The sequence below is a fragment of the bacterium genome (genome assembly GCA_035691305.1).
Classification (GTDB): Bacteria; Sysuimicrobiota; Sysuimicrobiia; order Sysuimicrobiales; family Segetimicrobiaceae; genus DASSJF01.
The window spans coordinates 23,663-42,945 of record DASSJF010000061.1 but is presented as its reverse complement, the minus strand read 5'-3'; the positions used below and the strand labels follow the sequence as shown (position 1 = coordinate 42,945).

General features: G+C 70.2%; 19 protein-coding genes. 4 read left to right on the top strand and 15 right to left on the bottom strand.

The genetic code is table 11. The features are described 5' to 3' along the window. Positions 1-3: 3 nt before the first annotated feature. The 9 genes from VFL28_10985 to VFL28_10945 form a co-directional block, all read right to left on the bottom strand. Complete coding sequence (locus VFL28_10985) at positions 4-639, bottom strand: LysE family translocator (GenBank protein ID HET7265184.1); 636 nt, start codon at positions 637-639, stop codon at positions 4-6. A gap of 179 nt (positions 640-818) precedes the next feature. Beyond that, the gene (locus VFL28_10980; protein HET7265183.1) at positions 819-1,784 is read right to left on the bottom strand and encodes a hypothetical protein; all 966 of its coding nucleotides are present in this window, start codon (positions 1,782-1,784) and stop codon (positions 819-821) included. A gap of 493 nt (positions 1,785-2,277) precedes the next feature. After that, a complete protein-coding gene (locus VFL28_10975) occupies positions 2,278-3,087 on the bottom strand; it encodes a creatininase family protein (GenBank protein HET7265182.1) in 810 nt (269 codons plus the stop codon). 80 nt (positions 3,088-3,167) lie between these two features. Further along, positions 3,168-3,935, bottom strand: coding sequence for a glucose 1-dehydrogenase (locus tag VFL28_10970; GenBank protein ID HET7265181.1), 768 nt, complete (start codon positions 3,933-3,935; stop codon positions 3,168-3,170). A 10-nt stretch (positions 3,936-3,945) separates the two neighbouring features. Next, positions 3,946-4,857, bottom strand: coding sequence for a glycine betaine ABC transporter substrate-binding protein (locus VFL28_10965; protein HET7265180.1), 912 nt, complete (start codon positions 4,855-4,857; stop codon positions 3,946-3,948). Positions 4,858-4,920: 63 nt separating this feature from the next. Continuing rightward, a complete protein-coding gene (locus tag VFL28_10960) occupies positions 4,921-5,571 on the bottom strand; it encodes an ABC transporter permease (protein ID HET7265179.1) in 651 nt (216 codons plus the stop codon). Further along, positions 5,571-6,227, bottom strand: a complete 657-nt coding sequence (locus VFL28_10955) for an ABC transporter permease (GenBank protein HET7265178.1) — start codon at positions 6,225-6,227, stop codon at positions 5,571-5,573. Before VFL28_10955 ends, VFL28_10960 begins: the two co-directional genes overlap by 1 nt. 6 nt (positions 6,228-6,233) lie before the next feature. Continuing rightward, positions 6,234-7,220, bottom strand: a complete 987-nt coding sequence (locus VFL28_10950) for an ATP-binding cassette domain-containing protein (protein ID HET7265177.1) — start codon at positions 7,218-7,220, stop codon at positions 6,234-6,236. Between the two features lie 91 nt (positions 7,221-7,311). Next, complete coding sequence (locus VFL28_10945; GenBank protein ID HET7265176.1) at positions 7,312-8,106, bottom strand: 3-hydroxybutyrate dehydrogenase; 795 nt, start codon at positions 8,104-8,106, stop codon at positions 7,312-7,314. Between the two features lie 144 nt (positions 8,107-8,250). Between VFL28_10945 and VFL28_10940 the strand changes: the two genes are divergently transcribed. The 3 genes from VFL28_10940 to VFL28_10930 all read left to right on the top strand — a co-directional run bounded on the left by VFL28_10940 (position 8,251) and on the right by VFL28_10930 (position 11,870). Beyond that, a complete protein-coding gene (locus VFL28_10940) occupies positions 8,251-8,865 on the top strand; it encodes a lysophospholipid acyltransferase family protein (GenBank protein HET7265175.1) in 615 nt (204 codons plus the stop codon). Positions 8,866-8,943: 78 nt separating this feature from the next. Then, a complete protein-coding gene (locus VFL28_10935; GenBank protein ID HET7265174.1) occupies positions 8,944-9,588 on the top strand; it encodes an FMN-binding negative transcriptional regulator in 645 nt (214 codons plus the stop codon). A gap of 5 nt (positions 9,589-9,593) precedes the next feature. After that, the gene (locus tag VFL28_10930) at positions 9,594-11,870 is read left to right on the top strand and encodes a xanthine dehydrogenase family protein molybdopterin-binding subunit (GenBank protein HET7265173.1); all 2,277 of its coding nucleotides are present in this window, start codon (positions 9,594-9,596) and stop codon (positions 11,868-11,870) included. Between the two features lies 1 nt (position 11,871). Here the strand turns inward: VFL28_10930 and VFL28_10925 are convergent, their stop codons facing one another. Next, a complete protein-coding gene (locus VFL28_10925; GenBank protein ID HET7265172.1) occupies positions 11,872-12,723 on the bottom strand; it encodes an MBL fold metallo-hydrolase in 852 nt (283 codons plus the stop codon). Positions 12,724-12,866: 143 nt separating this feature from the next. Here VFL28_10925 and VFL28_10920 point away from each other — a divergent pair, with 143 nt between their 5' ends. Next, positions 12,867-13,763, top strand: a complete 897-nt coding sequence (locus tag VFL28_10920) for an undecaprenyl-diphosphate phosphatase (GenBank protein HET7265171.1) — start codon at positions 12,867-12,869, stop codon at positions 13,761-13,763. 4 nt (positions 13,764-13,767) lie between these two features. On the opposite strand, the gene VFL28_10915 is transcribed toward VFL28_10920, so the two are convergent. The 5 genes from VFL28_10915 to pdxT form a co-directional block, all read right to left on the bottom strand. Then, on the bottom strand, positions 13,768-15,063 hold the full coding sequence (locus tag VFL28_10915) for a CapA family protein (protein ID HET7265170.1): 1,296 nt from the start codon (positions 15,061-15,063) through the stop codon (positions 13,768-13,770). 13 nt (positions 15,064-15,076) lie between these two features. Then, positions 15,077-15,982 carry an ABC transporter permease gene (locus VFL28_10910; GenBank protein HET7265169.1) on the bottom strand — a complete coding sequence of 302 codons (906 nt, stop codon included), beginning with the start codon at positions 15,980-15,982 and terminating at the stop codon, positions 15,077-15,079. A 13-nt stretch (positions 15,983-15,995) separates the two neighbouring features. Continuing rightward, positions 15,996-16,937 (bottom strand): ABC transporter permease, encoded by a 942-nt coding sequence (locus tag VFL28_10905; GenBank protein HET7265168.1) that lies wholly within the window; start codon positions 16,935-16,937, stop codon positions 15,996-15,998. A 30-nt stretch (positions 16,938-16,967) separates the two neighbouring features. Next, the gene (locus tag VFL28_10900) at positions 16,968-18,530 is read right to left on the bottom strand and encodes an ABC transporter substrate-binding protein (GenBank protein ID HET7265167.1); all 1,563 of its coding nucleotides are present in this window, start codon (positions 18,528-18,530) and stop codon (positions 16,968-16,970) included. Between the two features lie 136 nt (positions 18,531-18,666). Then, positions 18,667-19,278: a pyridoxal 5'-phosphate synthase glutaminase subunit PdxT gene (gene pdxT / locus VFL28_10895; protein ID HET7265166.1), complete on the bottom strand. Its 612-nt coding sequence runs from the start codon at positions 19,276-19,278 to the stop codon at positions 18,667-18,669. Between the last annotated feature and the right edge of the window lie 5 nt (positions 19,279-19,283).

The window sequence follows — 19,283 nt, the reverse complement described above, 5'->3', positions numbered from 1 at the left end:
CGGTCAGCGGCGCTCGAACGCCAGACGGGCGCCGAGGGCCGTCATGACCACGCCCGCGGCGGCGTCCAGCGCGCGGCGGAAGCGCGGACCGAATCGCGCGGACGCCCGCGCGATCAGCACACCGTAAACGTTCAGCCAGACCGTGACCATGACGACGAAGGCGGCGACCATGGCCGCCAGCCGCGCCGGCGGATCGCCCGGCGCCGTGAACTGCGGCACCACGGCGACGAAGATGGCGCCGGCCTTGGGGTTGAGCAGGTTGCCGGCGAGCCCCTGGACGAACGCGCGCGCGGGAGTGAGGAGCGGCCCCGCGGGAACGCGGACCTGAGCCGGTCCGGACGGGCGGCCCGCCTGACGGGCGGCGCCGAGCAGGCTCCGGATGCCGAAGAAGACGAGAAACAGCGCGCCCGCCAGCTTGAGGGCGCCGTACGCCGTGGCCGACGCGGCGAGCGTCGAGGCGAGCCCCGCGGCGGAGGCGCATCCCCATAACAGAATTCCCACGCCGACGCCGAAGGCGGTGGCGCGGGCGGCGCGCGTGCCGCCGCGGAAGGCGTTGCGCGCGACGAGCGCCATATCCGGTCCCGGCGTGACGATGAGCACCGCGGCCACGAGCACGTACGCGGCGAAGCGCGCGTCCATGCGATTCGCTTCCACGTCCGCCTGGCCCCGGCCTCCGGCGGGGTTATGCCCGAAGAAGAACACTGAAGCGATCGCCTATCGGGAGTTCTGAGCCCGCCGCGATTCTCGCCGGATAACCCGGCGGTGGCGGGCCGGCCGGCCCGCCACCGTCAAGATGCCCCCTGCTCTACGCCGATCGCTTAGCGGTTATGCGCCCCGTCCGAGCACGACTGCCCCTGCCCGTTCGATTGGCACACCTGCCGCGTGTCGCGGCCTCGAGATCCACCGCCCCGGTTCTGGACGGGCGCGTACTGTTGATACTGCTGATACTGCGGCGGCCGCTGATACTGGTTGTTGTACGGCTGCTGGTATTGGTGCTGCGGCGGCTGGTATTGCGGCGGCCGCTGATAGACGGTCGTGCCCCGCGTGTCGCCGTAGTGCACGGGCGCATCGCCGCGGAATGATCCGCCGTACGCTCGATACTCCGGCCGGTAGTAGTACGCGCGGTATGGTCCGTAATACGGATAGCGTTCGTAGCGACCGTCTCGGTCGCGCACGAGCAGATAGTCGACGCCGCTGAAGACCGTGACGCCGAGTACCACGCCGCCGAGCGGCGCCGCGGCGTAGACTACGGGACACGAAACGGGATACCACCCGACGTACGACCGGTATTCCGGCCGATAATAGTGACGGTAATACTCGCCGTAATACGGATACCGGTAGTAGTGATCGCCGTCGCGGACCAGCAGATAGATAAGGCCCGCGAGCACGATCGTGCCGAGCACGATGCCCACGAGCGGGAGCGGAGCCACGGCTTCCTGTTGGGCCGACAGCGCCACCGGCGCGACGGAGGCCTGCGCGGTGGTGTCGATGCGGGTCGCGATGAACTCGTTGCCGCTCGGCACCAGCCAGATCGTCGCCGGGCTGCCGACGTACTGTTGGAGGTCGCACAGTGAGACGGCTCGAGAATCGACGAGGACCGCGGTGTATGGGACGACCGCGATCGTGTTGGTGGAGGTCGGGGTGGCGACGACGAGAGTTTGAGCCTGGCAGTCGACCGCCTGGATCGTGCCCTGGACCTGCACAGTGGACTGCGCGCTCCCCACGCCGGCCAGCCCGAGCAGCGGCACAAGCACCCCCAGTACGAGTGCGACCGACTTCCGCATCCGGACCTCCAATCCGAGTCGCGATGCGCGCGGGCGCTCGCGCTCCGTTGTATCTGTAGCTTAGCGGTCGCGGTTGAATAACTGATGAATAAATCATGAAATCGGGCCGCGCGGGCGAGTGTTCGCAGGCACACGCGGCCGGAGCGGGTGATGACTATGAACATCGGATCGTACGTGACAGGATCCTGACCGGGCGCCCGGCGGGTGACGGCCGCGGTGGGTCGTTCGGGTGGTCCCGCGGCCGTCTGTCGGGTCTGCTGCCTGGAAGGGGGGAACAGAGACAACCGGGCGCCCGGCAGCAACCGAGAGCAAGCGTACCAGTCGCGGGTGAAGATCTCATGAAGAACTCGTGGAAGAAATCCCGCCGCCGAAGCTGGCCGCCGGCGCGCGCGCGATCAGGATATTCTAGGCGGACACCAAGACCTCCCCCCCAAGGGGGGCGTGCCGACGGTGCACGTTCACCGTCGGCGCCTGGCCCCGAGGCGGCGCCGGCTTACTGCTTGAGGGCCCTGGCCACGTCCACTTTATGAAGTTCCGCGGCAAACGCGATCACGTACTCGACCGCCCGGTCGATGATCTGCTCGCCGCGGCGGCGCAGCGCCTCGAGATCGTTCTTGTTCACTTCCGGCGGGCTTGCGATATCGATGTCCCAGGCGTCCACGGGGATGATCACCGGCGCGCCGCCGAACTCGAAGTTGTTGAACCCGAGCGGCTTGATCGCCTCGCCGAACACCTTTCGAAGCGGGGGCTGCGTCCCCCACTCTCCCTTGTAGCCGCCGCTCCGGATGTCGGCGACCTCGGTGCCGCCGGCGGCGAGCGCGACGGCCAGCTCGACGATGTGCGTGCCGTCCGTGCACAGGTCGGGCTGGAGGCGTTTCGTGATGTTCCACCACTCGACGATCGGGACCAGCATGTCGAGTTCGCGGACGTTGCGGCCCGCACGGACGAGCGGCTCGCGGTTGCCGCCGTGGCCGTTCAACGCGATCACCTTGCGCACGCCGTTATGGTGGAGGCTGCGGAAGATGTCCGTGCAGAACGCCTCCATCGTGCTCTGGCTGATCGCGAGCGATCCCGGGTAGTCGCGCATCTTGTCGTCTTCGCCGTAGACGAGCGTCGGCAGGACCATCATGCCGGTCTGCCTGCCGACGCGGTCGGCGATCGCGTCGACGGAGATCGCGTCGATGCCGATTGGACTCGGGCCGTGGCCGTGCAGCGTACCGACCGGAAAGATCACCGTATCCGACCGGCGGAACGCCTCCTGAGCTTCCACCCACGACATGTCCTGCAGACGATACTTGCCCATGGCCGCGGCACCTCCGGGGGAGATTGCGTTGTCTACCGCTCGCTTCGGGGCCGCGGGGGGCGATTCATCCCGCGCCGCGCTCAGCGCCCGGCGGTCAGCCCGCCGTCGACGATCAGCCCGGCGCCCATGACGAGCCGCGACTCGTCGCCGGCGAGGAACAACGCCGCCGCCGCCACCTCCTCCGGGGCACCCAGGTCTCCGGTCAGCTGGCGCGCGCGGACATCGGCGAGGCCTTTCTCGTAATCCGGGTAATTCGCCCGCAGGTACCGCTCCACCAGCGGCGTGTGGATCGTGCCGGGCATGAGCGCGTTGACCCGGATGTGGTACGGCGCGTAATCGACCTGCATGCACCGCGTCAACGCCAGCACCGCGCCCTTGGACGCGGCGTAGGACATCCGGCGCGCAAGCCCCGTATGGGCGATCGCCGAGGACATGTTGATGATCGAGCCGCCGCGCCGTTCCATCATCGGCGGCAGGGCCGCCCGGCACATCAGAAACACGCCGCGGACGTTGACGTTCATCACGCGGTCCCATTGCTCGAGCGGCTCGTCGTGCGCGCTGCCGACGGCGCCGATCCCGGCGTTGTTGAAGAGCACGTCGAGCCGGCCCCACCGCTCGAGGGCCAGCCCGACGGCGCGCTCGCACTGCGCCTGATCCGTCACATCGGTGCGGACGGCGAGGGCCCGGCCGCCGGACCCGGCGATCTCGGCGGCCACCCGTTCGCCCGCCTGCCCGTCCACGTCCGCCACGAGCACCGCGCCGCCCTCGCGCGCGAACAAGAGCGCGCTCGCGCGGCCGATTCCCGAACCGGCGCCGGTGATCAGGCAGATCTTGTCGGCCAGGCGCATGCGAGGTTTCTCAGAGCATCCCGATGCTCTTGAGCCAGTTCGTCGCGGTGTTGGTTACCGACGAGCCGTTCACGACCTCGAGTTGCAGCCGCTGGCTGACCTCCGTGGTCAGCTTCGGGGCCAGCGGATCAAGCGCGGTTGCGATGCCGGGCGCTTTGCTCAGGGTATCGTCGCGCACGATCGGCGCCGGATGATAGATCGGGAACAGATTCTTGTCGTCGTCGAGCAGGACAAAGTGGTTCTTCGGGATCAGGGCGATCGTCGTGTAGCACACGTTCACATCGGCCCGGCCCTGCTGGACGGCGGTGAAGGTCAGCGACTCGTCGAGGACGACGGTCTTCCCAAACGTGAAGCCGTACGCCGCCTTCATCCCGGGAAGCACGTTCGGATCGCTCGTGCCGTCGGGCGGCGACGCCACCGTGAGCTTCGGCGCCGTCTCGGCCAGTTGGCTGATCTTCGTCCCGAGCTTGCCGGCCTTCGCCTGCGTCGTGCAGATCCCGTAGGTATCGTTCAGCGGCGACATCGCGAGCCACGTGATGTGGAACTGCTTTTGGTAGCCGGCCTTCACAATCTCGTAATCCTTCTGGTCGTTGTGCGTGGTCTTGAGCTTGAGGCGCGCCAGTCCCGTCGCCGTAAACTCGGGGTACAGGTCGATCTGGCCGCTTGTGATCGCGTTGTGGACGATGTCGTTGGTGCCGAGCTTCGCTTTTTCGGTGACGTCGAACCCCGCTTTGCGGAGCAGCAGCACGTACAGCTTGGTCAGCAGCTGCGCCTCGGTGTCGTTCTTGCCGCCCACGGTGAGGTGGGGTTTGCCCGCCGCCGCGCCCGGGCTGATGCCCGGCACGATGGCGATCATCAACGCGCCGATCACGAGCACCGCCAGCAGTTGTCCCAGGAAAACTCCGGATCTCCACTTCATCATTGTGCCATCTCCCTTCTCGGTTTCACCGCTTCCTTTCAGTGCCGGACCTCTACGCCAACGCCGTCATTCGAACGCGCGCGTCCGCAGTCCGGGCGACGTGAGCGCGCGCTCCGCCGCCCCGAGACCCAGCTCCGCGCCGAGCGCGAACACCGACACGGGTATCGTGCCGGCCAGGATCTGTGTCATGTCGACCTGATACAGCCCGGACAGGATATAGTCGCCGTATCCCCCGGCGCCGATGATCGCGGCCAAGGTCGCCGTCGCGATGATTTGCACGGCGGAGGTGCGGGCGCCGGAGGCGATGACGGGGAGGACGAGCGGCGCCTGAATCCGGACGGCGATTTGCCGGTTGGTCATGCCCATGCCGCGGGCGGCGTCCACCGCGGCCGGATCGACGCCGCGCAGCCCGGCGCTGGTATTCAACAGCACCGGCGGGATCCCGAGAACCGTAAGCGCGACGAAGGCGGGGATGAAGCCCAATCCGAGATAAGGGATCGCAAACGCCAGGAACGCGATGATGGGAATCGCCCGCATCATGCCGCTGAGGTTGGTCGCGACGAAGGCGAAGGCCGGCCGGCCGGCGGCCAGCGTCCCGGCCGCGACGCCGATGACAACGGCCGCGGCGAGCGAGGCTCCGCACAGCGTGAGGTACTGGACCGTATGGCCGGCGTAATCGGCGCCGGGGCTCGCGACGAAGCGCAGGAGCGCGGCCATCAGCGGGACACCGGCGTGCTCCGCCAGCGCCCGGCGGCCGTTTCCACGCCCAGCAGCAGCAGGTCGGCGGCCACGGCGACCGCGCCGACGACGAGGCCGCCGGCGAAAACCTCGTCGTAGTTGGCGTTCTGGATGCTGCTGAAGATGAGGTCGCCCAGCCCGCCGGCGCCGACCAGCGACGCGAGCGAGGCGATGCCGATCGTCGTCACCGTCGCGACGCGGACGCCGGCGATGACGAGGGGCAGCGCGAGCGGCGTGACGACCCGACGCAGCAGCTGCCCGCGGCTCATGCCCATCGCGCGCCCGACCTCGAGCAGCAGCGGATCGATGGACTGGATCGCCGCCGCCGTGTTGCGGATCAGGACCAGCTGAGCGTAGAGGACGAGCGGCACGACGATCGTCGTCGTGCCGAGTCCCGTGACCGGCACGAGCACGGCCAGCAGCGCGAGGCCCGGAATCGTATAGAACAGGCCCGCCACGCCGACCACCGGCAGGTAGAGCGTGCGGTAGCGCGCGACCAGCACCCCGAGCGGCAGCGCGATCACGACGGAAATGCCCATCGCGATTCCGACGATGACGAGGTGCTGCATGAGCAGGTTGGGCACGCTCGAGGGGTCGCCGAGCGCGTAGCTCGCAGGATTCAGCAGGAATCGCACGGGCCCTCAGCCGGCGGCGGGACGCCCCGCCCGCCTCAGCGCGGCGATCTCCCGCGCGATCGCGGCCAGCGTGACGTACCGTGGCGGCCCGACGCCGTTGCCGTCGAGGGGAAGCGCCGGGACGCCGGTTTCGAGCAGTGCGAGCAGCGCCTCGAGCAAGGTCGCGTCCGGACGGAGCGGCGGCGCCGCGCGTCCGGCCTGGCTGCCGCCGCCGGGCCCCACTGCCACGGTGACCGGCAGGTACTCCAGCTGGCGGAGGACGGCGTCCGTGCCGAGCAGACGCCGGACGAAATCGTCCGCGGGGCGTGTGAGGAGCTCGGCCGGGGTACCGGCCTGCACGAGGCGTCCTTCCGACATCACCGCGATGAGGGACCCGAGCCGAAACGCTTCGTCCACATCGTGCGTGACGAACACGACGGTCTTGCGCACGCCGCGCTGGATGCGAAGGAGTTCGGCCTGCATGCGGCTCCGAGTGATCGCGTCGAGTGCGCCGAACGGCTCGTCCATCAAGAGAATCGCCGGGTCCGTCGCGAGCGCCCGCGCGATCCCGACGCGCTGCTGCTCGCCGCCGGAGAGCTGGCGCGGGTAGCGGCCTCGGTATAGAGCGGGATCGAGGCCCACGAATGCCAGCAGCTCGTCGGCGCGGCGGATCATCTCGTCCTTGGGGCGGCCGGCGACCTCGCCGGTAACGCGCACGTTCTCCGCCGCGGTCATGTGCGGAAAGAGGCCGGCCTGCTGGATGACGTAGCCGATGCGCCGCCGCAGCGCGATCGGGTCTTCCTCGAGAATGTTGCGGCCGTCGATCAGAATCGCGCCCGCGGTGGGCTCGATGAGGCGGTTGACCATGCGAAGCAACGTCGTCTTGCCGGCGCCGGACGTGCCGAGCAGCATGCAGATGCCGCCTTCCGGGACGTCGAACGTCACGCGGTCGACCACCGGGCCGGGAGCGCCCGGATAGGCTTTGGTCACGTCCCGGAACGCGATGGTGCTCATGGCGATGGAGGGGCGGGACCCCAAAGCGCCGACCGGCCGTCTCGCACCTGAACCTCCTGCCGGCTTGGGCGCCGGCCGCAATACGCGCCGCCTAGTGGGCGGTCCAGCCTTCGTCGACGAGAAACGTCGTGCCGGTAACACCGCCCGCGAGGTCACTGCAGAGATAACGTATGGCGCCGGCGATTTCATCCGGTTCCAGGAGGCGCTTGACCGCGGCGGGCTCGAGCATGATTTTCTCCACGACCTGCTGCGGGGAGATGCCGTGCACCTTGGCCTGGTCCGCGATCTGCCCCTCTACGAGCGGCGTGCGCACGTAGGCCGGACAGATGGCGTTCGCGGTGATGCCGTGCCCTCCCACTTCCAGCGCAAGACACCGCGTGAACCCCACGATGCCGTGCTTGGCGGCGGTGTACGCGCTCTTAAACGGCGACGCGACCACGCCGTGGATCGACGCCAGGTTGAGGACACGCCCCCAGCGATTCTTCATCATGTGCGGCAGCGCGTACTTGGTACAAAGAAACGTCCCCGTTAGCATCACGCCGATCAGCAGATTCCACTTTTCTTCCGGATACTCGTGGATCGGCGCGATGTACTGGAGCCCGGCGTTGTTGACGAGGATGTCGAGGCGCCCGAGGCCGCGCACGGCCTCACCGATGAACCGCTGCACGTCTTCGGACTTGCTCACGTCGCCGCCGGCCGCGATGGCGCGGCCTCCGGCGCGCTCGATTTCTCCCGCGACCGCGCGGGCCGTATCCGGCCGCAGATCGACGGCGCAGAGCGCGGCGCCGCCGGCCGCGAGCGCGAGCGCCGTGGCCCGCCCGATCCCGCTGCCCGCCCCCGTGACGACGGCAGCCTTGCCCGCAACGCTCAGGTCCCACGCCGGCACGCGCCTCACCCCTTTGGCCGAATCCGCCGTCGCCGTTCTTCTTCGGCGGCGGCGCACGCTCCCTGCCGAACACCCGCGCGCGCCGCGGATCCGCTTGCGCGACCGTACCGCGCCGCGTATGCTGGTCGGAGATTGGATAGTCCCGTGTATCGGCTGATCCGAGGCGCGGTGCGCGGTCTCGCGCGCCTCATGTTCCCGCTTCGGGCGGTCGGCCTCGAACGGCTCCCCGTGTCCGGCCCCGCCGTCCTCGTCGCCAACCACGTCAGCTGGCTGGATCCCATCGTGCTGCCGCTCGCGCTCCCGCGCAAACCGGCGGTTCTCGCGATGGAAGAGCTGTGGAGAATGCCGGTCGTCTCCTGGGTGATGCGGCTCTACGGGCCGCTGGCGATCCCGCTGCGGCGCCGGGCGATCGACACGACGGCGCTGCGCCGCGCCACCGAGGCGCTCCGCGCGGGCGCCTGGCTGATCGTGTTCCCGGAGGGCGGGATTCCCCAAGCAGGGGAGGCACGCGCGTTTCATCGCGGGGCCGCGATGCTCGCCGCGCGGACCGGCGCGCCGATCGTGCCGATCGCGATCGTCGGCACCGACGATGCGCTGCCGCTCGGCCGGATCATTCCCCGGCACCGGCCGGTCACACTCTGCGTCGGCGAGCCGATCGCGGTACCTTCGGGCGACCGTGACGCGCTCGGGAAAGCCGTCGACGAGGCGGCCGCCGAGATCCGGGCGATGCGGGCGTCGTTCCTGGCGCGCTCGGGGTGAGACTTGGCCGCGTGGAAGGGAGCGTTCCGCGTGGAGTCCAACGATTCCAACGGCTGATCGTTCAGGAGGGATCCTCCCATGTACGTGCCGGCGCACTTCAAAGAGGAGCGTGTGCCCGTGCTGCACGACGCCATCCGGCGGCTCGGGTTCGGGACAGTTGTGACGGCGGGGGCCGAAGGGCTCGAGGCGAGCCACCTGCCGCTGCTCGTCGATCCGGAGCCGGAGCCGTTCGGCACGCTGCAGGGACACCTCGCCAGGGCGAATCCCCAGTGGCGCGCGATGCAGGCGGGCGCGCAGGCCCTCGCGATGTTTCTGGGCCCGAACGCCTACATCACCCCGTCCTGGTATCCGACGAAACGAGAGACCGGCAAGGTGGTGCCGACGTGGAACTATCTCGCAATCCACGCACACGGTGAGGTTCGGATCTTCGACGATCCCGAGCTGCTCCGCCGGCATGTGCGCCGGCTGACCGAGACGCACGAAGCGGCCCGGCCGGCCCCGTGGGCGGTCGGCGACGCCCCGGAGGGCTTCATCGCCGGCATGTTGCGGGGCATCGTCGGATTTACGATGCGGATCACCCGGCTCGAAGGCAAGTGGAAGATGAGCCAAAATCGCCCCGCGGGCGACCAGGCCGGCGTCTACGAAGGCCTGACCGCGGATGGCGGGGCCGGTCACGCGGCCGTCGCCGGGATCATGGCAACCCGCACCAAAGGTTCCGCGTAGGCCCGGTGGCGTACGTCGGAACGCCGCTGCGGCGCCGGGAGGACCGGCGCCTCCTGACCGGCGCCGGCCGGTTCCTCGACGACATCCGGCTCCCCGGCACGCTGCACGCGGCCGTCGTCCGCTCGCCGCACGCCCACGCCCGCGTGGTCCACGTCGACGCCGGGCCGGCGCGCGCCATGCCCGGCGTGGCGGCGGTGCTGACGGCCCTGGATTTCGGCGCGACCGTGCCGAGGATTCCGCCGGTGCCGGTACCCCCGACGGTGGCGCACGCGGCTCACCCGCTTCTCGCCGACGGCGCGGTCCGCTACGTCGGCCAGCCGGTCGCGGTGGTCGTGGCGGACAGCCGGTACGCGGCGGAGGATGCGGCCGACGCGGTACGCGTCGAGTACGAGCCGCTGCGCGCGGTCGTCGACGTCGACGCCGCGCTCGCGCCCGACGCACCGGTTCTGCACGCGGCGTACGGCGGCAACGTCGTCTTTACCCGCGAGGTGCGGGCCGGCGACCCCGAGGCGGCGTTTCGCGACGCGGCCGCGATCGTCGAGGCGACGTTCGAACAGCCTCGCCTCGCCGGGATGCCGCTCGAGTGCCGCGGCGTGGTCGCGCGGTACGACGCCGGGACCGGACGGTTCGAGATCACACTCTCCACCCAGTCGCCGCACGGCGCGCGCGAGGCGCTCGCCGAGATCCTGGACGTCGAACCGGAGAAGGTTCGCGTGATCGCGCCGGACGTCGGCGGCGGCTTCGGCGTCAAAGGCATGGACTACCCGGAGGAAGCGCTCGCCGCGCACCTGGCCCGGCGCCTCGGACGGCCCGTCGCCTGGGCCGAGGATCGGCTGGAGAATTTGCGGGTCACCGTCCAGGGCCGAGGACAGCGCGCGCGGTTCCGCCTGGCGGCCAAGGCCGACGGCACCGTAACCGCGGTGGACGGCGACATCCTCTCCGACCTCGGCGCGTACTGCTACTCCGTCACGGCGCTGATCCCGACGCTCACGACCCTCGTGGGCCTCGGCGCGTACCGGATCCGCAACGTGCGCCTGCACCTCAGGGGTCTCGCCACCAACAAGGTCCCGCACGGCCCGTACCGCGGCGCGGGACGTCCGGAAGGTGCCTATTATATTGAACGCCTGATGGATCTGTTGGCGGCGCGCCTCGGCCTCGACCCCGCCGACGTGCGCCGGCGGAACTTCATCGACAAGTTCCCGTACAAGAGCCCGACCGAGCTCGTCTATGATTCCGGCGACTATCCGTCCCTGCTCAGCCGGGCGCTCGACCTCGCCGGCTACGAGCGGTGGCGGCGGGAGCAGGCCAAACGGCGCCGCGACGGCGGGCCGCCGCTCGGCATCGGGCTCAGCACGTGGATCGAGACCGCGGGCGGCGGGGAGATGTGGGAGACGGCGATCGTACGGCTCGAGCCGTCCGGCCGGGTCACCGCCGTCACCGGGTCATCGCCGCACGGCCAGGGGCTCGCCACGGCGTTCAGCCAGATTCTCGCGGACGGGCTCGGGCTCGCGCCGGAGGAGATCACCGTGCTCCACGGCGACACCGACGCGATCCCGGAAGGGGTCGGCACGTTCGGGAGCCGGTCGCTTTCACTCGGCGGGTCGGCGATCGCGGCCGCGGCGTCGGAGGTCCGGAAGCGCATCGTCGCCGCGGCCGCCCGGCTGCTCGAGGCGGCGCCGCGCGACATCGTGCTCGAGCGCGGCCGCGCCGGCGTGCGGGGCGTGCCAAAGCGGGCGGTGACCTTCCGCGAGATCGCGCAGCGGGCCGGCGAGCCGATCGAGGCGAGCGTCAAGTTCGAGTCCGAGCGCGTCATGACGCCGTCCGGCGCCCACGTCGCGGTCGCCGAGGTGGACCTCGAGACCGGCGGCGTCACGGTGCTGTCGTACGTCGCGGTGAACGACTGCGGGCGGGTGGTCAATCCGCTGCTGGTCGAGGGCCAGGTGCACGGCAGCGTGGCGCAGGGCTTCGCCCAGGCGCTGCTCGAGCAGGTCGTGTACGGCGACGACGGCCAGCCGCTCACGGGCTCTCTCCTGGACTACGCCGCGCCGACCGCGGCCGATCTGCCGACGATCGTCTCGGCAATGCAGGAGACGCCGTCGCCGCTCAATCCGCTCGGCTCGAAGGGCATCGGAGAATCCGGGTGCATCGGCGCACCGCCGGCGCTCGTGAACGCGGTGCACGACGCGCTGCGGCCGCTCGGCGTCGAGGACGTCGGGATGCCGATGACGCCCGACCGGGTGTGGCGGGCGATCCGCGCCGCGGCCGGGCGGCGGAACGCCTAGCTCAGTCCGATCGCCAGCGGTACCCGCCGTCTGCGCGCGCGATCCGGCCCCACGCCGGAAATCGGTCGTGTGAAAACACGAGTACGCTGTCCTGGTCGGTCGCTTCGCCGAGCAGCCGGCGCCGGGACTCGGCGAGCGCGGCGATGTCCCGATTCGGCGGGGCCCACTCGACGTGCTCGACCTCGCCCGGCACGTGGAACAGGTCGCCGAGGTAGTAGAATCGCTTCCCCCGAGACGTGATACGCACGGTGCAGTGCCCCGGCGTCTCGCCGGGCGACGCGTACATCGTCACACCGGGCTCCACCTCGCGCTCGTGGTCCACCGTCTCCAAGACGCGCCGGCGGGCCGCGAGCCCGAGACGCTGATTCAGCGGGCTGTCCGGCTGGCTGCGCGACGGATGCTCCTCCCAGTCGCGGCGCCCGACCACGTGGCGCGCGTTCTGGAAGCGCAGCGTCAGCGCGTTCCCCCGCTCCATCGCCACGCCCGCGTAGTGATCCTCGTGAGCGTGTGTGATCAGGACGTGCGTGATGTCGTCGGGCGAGACCCCGAGGTGTCGCAACGCCGCTTCGACACCGTCCGTGCGCGTCAGGCCCGGCCACTTGGCCGCGAACTCGCGGGACCAGACGGACGACGGGTCGTCGCACCCGGGATCGATCAAAATCGAATGGGCGCCGAGGCGGACGAACGCCAGGTTGAGGCCGAGCGTCAGCCTGCCCTCGCCGTCCGCGTCCGGCATCGCGCGGCGGCGTTCGTCCTCGGAGATCGCGAACTTTGGGGCCCACCGCAGCGTGCCTTCGGAGATGACGGTAACGACGGCGTCGCCGATCTTCCGGGTCGCGAAATACTCAGACATGTCGGCTCCTTTCTCTCGGCGGGGAAGGCGTCGACCGGTTCGTTCGGATCGAACGCCGCCGGGTCCTGGAATTTCGGGAGGGCGGCGTCGAGACCGGCGCGAAATTGCTTCGGCATGTCCTCCTCTCCGTGCTTCGGTGCGCCGTGACGCCCAACCCGTGCGCGCAGGCCGCCCAAATCAGCATCAACTTCGTGAACCTCGGGGCGTGGAAGGTCTTCATCCTCGGGATCGTCCAGGGCATCACGGAACTGCTGCCGATCAGCAGCACGGCGCACCTCCGCATCGTGCCGGCGCTGCTGGGATGGCCGGATCCGGGCTCCGCGTTTTCGGCCGCGATGCAGCTCGCGAGTCTCGTCGCCGTGCTCACGTTCTTGTGGCCCGACGTGACGCGCGTGACGCGCGAGGCGACGTCCGCGCTCGGCCGCAACAACTGGCGCGATCACTCGCTGCGGATGGCGGCCGGCATCGTGATCGGCACGATTCCGATCGGCGTCGCCGGCCTCGTGCTCCAGAAGCGCCTCAACCAGTGCGATTCGCCGCTGCGGGGCATCGCGGTCATCGGCTGGGCGTGCATCGTGATGGGCGTTCTGCTGGCGCTCGCGGAGCGGTACGGCCAGCACGACCGCCGCGGCGGCCGGCGCAAGTGGAACGATCTCACCACGGCCGACGGCATCTGGGTCGGGATCGCGCAGGCGTTCGCGCTGATCCCGGGAGTATCCCGCTCCGGCTCGACCTTGACCGCGGCGCTCGGGCTCGGGATGGAGCGCGCCACGGCCGCGTGGTTCTCGTTCCTGCTGGGCGTGCCGGCGATCGTGCTGGCGGGCCTCTACGAGTTGTGGCAGCTGCGCAAGGCCGGGCTCGGGGCCCACGGGTGGGAGTTGTTGCTGCTGGGCTTGGCGTCCGGGTCGCTGGCCGCGTACTTCGCGCTGGCGTTTCTCGTGCGGTATCTGCGCGACCACACCGCGTGGGTGTTCGCCTGGTACCGCGTGGTCCTCGGGATCATCCTGCTGTTTGGCGCCGCGAGGGGCTGGCTGCGCTAACCGGCTAGACTGCCACTGCTCCGAAACCGTCGTTGTCCCACTTGATCCGGCATGACGGCGAGAGGCGCGCCACCCGCTCGATGATCGCGCGTCCCGGCTCGGCCGCCGCCAGCACGGGGTTGCCCCGCTGCCACCGCGGCAGGCCGTGCCCGAGGGTCACGGGGTAGAGCCGGATCTCCGTCAGGCGCTCGCCGTCGAACCGCACCATCGGGACCACGCTCTCCCAGTAGGCCGCGTCCGCCGCGAAGCCGCCGCGCGCCCCGCGCGCATCGAAGAGGTCGGCCGGCGTGGCCGTCGGCGGGAGCCCGAGGCGCTCGTAGAAGTCCTGGGGCTGCCGCCACAGGGTTTCGTTCTGGAAGACGAAGTTGCCGAGGCTGTAGAAGATCGGTTTGCCGCGATGGATCTCCATCCCGCGCAGGATGTGCGGGCCGTGCCCGATCACGATGTCGGCGCCGGCCTCGACCGCGGCGCGGCAGAACGCGGGAATGAACTGCGCCGGCTGCTCGTGCACGCCGTTCTCCGATTCGTGCGCGTGCACGCTCATCACGACCCACTCGGCCTGGCGCCGCGCGTCGCGGATCCACGCGAGGTTGCCGGCCAGATCGGCCGCGTGCGGCTCGGTGCGGATGCCCGGCGGATCCCCGACCGTGAAGCGCTGGCCGAAGAGGTTGGTGATACCCTCCGGATCCGGGCGCAGGAAGCCCAGTTGCACCGAGTGCTGCCGGGGCGCGCTGAAGTGCACGCGCTTGTCGATGCCGGCCAGCGTGTCGAGCGTCGCGCGGTCGACGGCGATCGTCGTGTCAAAGCGCAGGGGGTTGATGCCCGGCCGGCCCTGGCAGTCCGGCCGCTGCTCGCCGGCGTACGCGCCCGGCGGGAACGTGCTCGTCAGCGCGAGTAGCGCGACGCGCCCCGCCGGCGTCTCGAGGTATCGCGGGGTGCGCGCCTCGGCAAGGTGGCGCCCCAGGCCCGCGTACACGACCCCCGCACGGTCAAGGGTGGCGAGCGTGCCGAAGATGCCGCCTTCGCCCCAGTCGGTCATGTGGTTGTTGGCGACGGAGTACAGGTTGAAGCCCACGGCCTTGAGGTCGTCGACGATCAGCGGCGAGCCGCAGACGTAGGTCCCGCCGCTCGTCGCCTGGGGATGGCCCTCGAAATCGTGCAGCGTGCCCTCCAAGTTCACGAAGCGCGCGTCGGCGGAGCGGATCATCTCCGCGAGGCGGAGGAAGCCGGGACCACGAGACGCGATGCGCTGCGTGATGAGGGCGTCGCCGGCGGCGGAGATGCTGAGGGGCCGGGCCATGTCGCTGGGCGCGCTATTCTTGCGCGGGCTCCGGAAGTCCTCGCCCGGGCGTCCCGCCGGCGCGTGCCGCGCGCGAGGAGCCCCGCCGCGCGGCCACCGCGAACGGATCCGCGAGGTCGCGGAGCGCGTCGCCGACCAGGTTGAGGGAGAGCACCGTCAGGACGATCGCGACGCCCGGAAAGACGACGAACCACGGCGCGGTCTCGATGTAGATGTGCGCGTCGTCGAGCATGTTGCCCCACGTCGGGGCCGGCGGCCGCACGCCGAGCCCGAGAAACGACAGCGCCGCGTCCGCGAGGATCGCCTCCGCGAACACGAACGTGGACTGCACGATCAGCGGCGTGAGGGCATTTCGCAAGATGTGCACGGCGAGGATCCGGCCGTCGCCCTCGCCGAGGGCCACCGCGGCCTCGACGAACGCCCGCTGCTTCAGCTGGAGGGTCGACCCGCGCACGATCCGCGCCGTTCGCGGGAAATACACGAGCGCGATCGCGATGATCTCGTTGCGCGCGCCGACCCCGAGCGCCGCGACGAGCGCGAGCGCCAGCAGGATCGCCGGAAACGACATCAGCCCGTCGAGGACCCGCATCGCGACGGCGTCGACGCGCCGGTAATAGCCGCACGCGAGCCCGGTCGCCGTGCCCGCGGCCGTGCTGGCCGCCATCACGCCGAGCCCGATGAGCAACGACACGCGGCCGCTGTAGACCACGCGGCTCAGGATGTCCCGGCCGAAGTTGTCGGTACCGAACGGATGACCCGATCCCGGCGGCGAGAGCCGCGCCGCCATCTCGATCGCGTCGGGCGCCGGCAGGCCGAGCACCGGCGCGAGCAGCGCCGCGAGCGCGACGGCCGCCAGCACCGCGAGCGCCGCCGCCGCGACCGGTCGCCGCCGGGCGAGCGCCCGGAGGAACGCGCCCATCACCCGGCCGCCGTCAGTAGGTGATCCGGGGGTCGAGCGCCGCGTACAGCAGGTCGACCCCGAGATTCACGACGACGTAGACGAGCGCCACGAACAGCACCACGCCCTCGATCACCGGGTAGTCGCGGCGGCTGATCGACTGCACGATCAGGTTGCCGATGCCCGGAAGGACGAACACCGTCTCGACGACGACGGCGCCGCCGAGCAGGTTGGCGAGGCTCGTCCCGACGACGGTCATCGTGGGGATGAGCGCGTTGCGGAAGGCGTGGCGGGTCAGCACGCGCCGCTCGCGGACGCCCTTGCTGCGCGCGGTGCGGATGTAGTCCTCGGCCAGCACGTCGATGGTCGTGTCCCGCGCCATCCGCGCGACGAGGCCGGCCTGGGTGAAGCCGAGCGCGACCGCCGGCAGGATGAGGCTCGCGAGCCAGAGGCCGACGCCCTGCGAGGGCGGCACATAGCCGGCGACCGGAAAGAGGCGCACCGCCACGGCGAAGAGCGCGATCAGGTTGAGGCCGGTCCAGAAAGACGGGACGGATACGCCGAGCAGCACCAGCATCATGAAGCCCTGGTCGAACCGGGTGTTCCGCTTCCAGGCCGCGAGGATGCCGGACGGCAGCGCCACGGCGAGCGCCAGCAGCTCGGCCAGCGCGGTCAGGCTGGCCGTCGGCCCGAGGTGGTCCCAGATCGCGCGCGTGACGGACTGGCGGAGGAAGATCGACGTGCCGAGGTCGCCGCGCAGCACCCGCTCGAACCAAAGCGCCAACTGCACGTAGAGCGGCCGGTCGAGGCCGAGCGCGGTCCGCAGTTGGGCGACCTGCCCGGGCGAGGCGTCCGAGCCGAGGATCACGGCCGCCGGATCGCCCGGGGTCAGATGGATCAGCAGGAAGACGGTGACGCCGACGACGGCGAGCACCGGCACGAGCGCCAGCACCCGTCCGGCGGCGTACCGAAGCATGCGGTCAGTCCGCGGCGGCCGCGCCTGCCTTCAGTGCGTCACCCACGTGTTCCAGAAACGGACATCGAAGTAGCCGGCGTACCCCTGCAGGTGGTCGTTGTAGACCTCGAGTCCGTACTGGTTGCCGACCTTCGCGACCGGCACCTCCGTGTAGAAGATCGTCTGAATCTGATCCATGATCTTGTGCCGTGCCGCCGAGTCGGTCACGGGCGTACGGCCCCACTGCGCGAGCGCGGCGTCGAGCGCGTCGCTCTTGTACCAGCCCGGCCACGTCTTGCCGAAGAAGATCACGCCGGTCGGATCGATCGAGGGCGAGAACCCGGTGAGGAAGATGTCGAACATCTCCGGCTTCGTCCGCCGGCTGAGCAGCGTCGGCCAGTCGTAAACCTGCGAGTCGACGGTGAAGCCGGCCGCCTGCATCTCCGGGACGAGCACCTGGGCCGTGTTGTTGTTCCAGGTGTAGTCCTTGGTCGACATGACCACGATCTTCTGGCCCTTGTAGCCGGCCTCGCGCAGCAGCGTCTTGGCCTTGTCGAGGTTCTGGTGGTTGTACACGTCCGCCCCCGCGCGGCTGTAGACATTGCGCTGCGCCGGGAAGAAGAGGCCCGGATCCAGCTGCCAGAACTCCTTCGGCCCCGCGGCCGCGGCCATCAGGTCCGCGTCCTTCATCGCGTACAGGACGGCCTGCCGCAGCCGCATGTCCGTGAACGGCCCGCGGGCCTTATTGAACACGACGCCGGTCCAGCTGAACACCGTCACGATGTCGGCCGTCAGCCGCCGGTCGGCGCGGACCTTCGCGTATAGGTCGGGCGGCAGTTCGAGGGCGAGGTCGTACTGGCCGGTCGAGACCCCGGCGAGGCGCACCTGGGGATCCGTCACCGGGAAGAAATGGATCTCGTCGGCGTAGGCGACCTTGCGTCCCGTGATCCCGCCCCAGTTCTCGGTACGCGGCGCGTAGGCGGGGTTGCGCGCGAGCACGATCTCCTGGCCGGGGGTCCACTTCTTGAAGATATAGGGTCCGGTGCCGACGAGTTCTTCGAGCGGTTTGAGACCCGCGCGCTCGACGATGGCCTTCGGAACGATGACCGCGGACTGCTTCGGGTCGCCGAGGTTGGTGACGAGCGGCGTGAACGGCGCGGAGAGCGTGATCTCAACGGTACCGGCGTCGACCGCCCGCAGGCCCTTGACGTACTTGAACGTCTCCTGGCCGCCGCCGCTCAGCTTACCCCAGCGCGCGAGCGAGGCGATCACGTCGTCGGCCGTCACCGGCTGGCCGTTGTGGAACTTCAATCCGGGCCGCAGCTTGATCGTGTAGCGGAGGCCATCGTCGCTCACGCTGTAGCCCTGCGCCAGCAGCGGGCGGACCTCGTACTGCTGGTCGATCGCGAAGAGGCCTTCGAAGACGTGCCATGCGACGAGCCGCGTCGCGGTGGCGGTCGAGGACGTCCAGTCGAACGTCGTCGGTTCGGCGTTGGTCGCCACGCGGATGGCGCCGCCGGCCCGCGCCTGCCCGGCCGCCGGCGCCCACGCGGACCACAGCAGCAGCGGAACGACGGAGATCGCAAGGAACCGAGCGACCGTACCCGTGCGCATGTCCATCACCCCCGCAAGCGGCTATTCGCGCGGAGCGTCCGGGGCGCCTTCCCCGGCGGCCGTGCGGGGTTACCGAACCGGCAGCGGCGTGGACACGATGAGCGCGTGCCGTGCGCGCCGTTGGGGCTCGGTCGCTTTAGTCCTTCTTTTTGAGCATCTCGAGGAAGTAGCGGTGCACGCGGTCGTCGTCGGTGAGCTCGGGGTGAAACGCGGAGACCAGCATGTTGCCCTGGCGCGCCAGCACGGGCCGGCCGTCGAGCGACGCCAGCACCTCGACCCCGGGCCCCACGGTCTCGATCTCGGGCGCGCGGATGAACACCGCGTGCACGGGCCGTCCGCCGAGCGCCGGGATCTCGAGATCGGTTTCGAACGAATCCACCTGCCGGCCGTAGGCGTTGCGCCGGACGGTGATGTTCATAAGGCGCAGCAGCGGCGGCTCCCCTCCGCTCGCCCGCTTCGACAGGGCGATCATCCCGGCGCAGGTGCCGTAGACGGGCATGCCGTCTTTGACCCGCGCCGGGATCGCCTTGTCCAGTCCGTACTCGACCGCCAGCTTGCCGATCGTGGTCGACTCGCCGCCGGGAATGATCAACGCGTCGACCTGTGCGAGGTCCTCGGGGGTACGGATCTCGATCGCCTCGACGCCGAGTCCCCGCAGCATCTTGACGTGCTCGATCACGTCGCCCTGGAGCGCGAGCACGCCGATCCTCGGCGCGGCGCCGTTGCGGGAAGGGCCCTGCGTCGTCACGAGAT

Bases quoted from the DNA above. Each gene is read 5' to 3' on its own strand.
- VFL28_10960 (HET7265179.1), bottom strand. From the start codon at position 5,571: ATGGCCGCGCTCCTGCGCTTCGTCGCGAGCCCCGGCGCCGATTACGCC.
- VFL28_10935 (HET7265174.1), top strand. From the start codon at position 8,944: ATGTACGTGCCGGCGCACTTCAAAGAGGAGCGTGTGCCCGTGCTGCAC.
- VFL28_10985 (HET7265184.1), bottom strand. From the start codon at position 639: ATGGACGCGCGCTTCGCCGCGTACGTGCTCGTGGCCGCGGTGCTCATC.
- VFL28_10965 (HET7265180.1), bottom strand. From the start codon at position 4,857: ATGATGAAGTGGAGATCCGGAGTTTTCCTGGGACAACTGCTGGCGGTG.
- VFL28_10950 (HET7265177.1), bottom strand. From the start codon at position 7,220: ATGAGCACCATCGCGTTCCGGGACGTGACCAAAGCCTATCCGGGCGCT.
- VFL28_10980 (HET7265183.1), bottom strand. From the start codon at position 1,784: ATGCGGAAGTCGGTCGCACTCGTACTGGGGGTGCTTGTGCCGCTGCTC.
- VFL28_10975 (HET7265182.1), bottom strand. From the start codon at position 3,087: ATGGGCAAGTATCGTCTGCAGGACATGTCGTGGGTGGAAGCTCAGGAG.
- VFL28_10910 (HET7265169.1), bottom strand. From the start codon at position 15,982: ATGGGCGCGTTCCTCCGGGCGCTCGCCCGGCGGCGACCGGTCGCGGCG.
- VFL28_10915 (HET7265170.1), bottom strand. From the start codon at position 15,063: ATGGCCCGGCCCCTCAGCATCTCCGCCGCCGGCGACGCCCTCATCACG.
- VFL28_10900 (HET7265167.1), bottom strand. From the start codon at position 18,530: ATGCGCACGGGTACGGTCGCTCGGTTCCTTGCGATCTCCGTCGTTCCG.
- VFL28_10905 (HET7265168.1), bottom strand. From the start codon at position 16,937: ATGCTTCGGTACGCCGCCGGACGGGTGCTGGCGCTCGTGCCGGTGCTC.
- VFL28_10970 (HET7265181.1), bottom strand. From the start codon at position 3,935: ATGCGCCTGGCCGACAAGATCTGCCTGATCACCGGCGCCGGTTCGGGA.
- VFL28_10925 (HET7265172.1), bottom strand. From the start codon at position 12,723: ATGTCTGAGTATTTCGCGACCCGGAAGATCGGCGACGCCGTCGTTACC.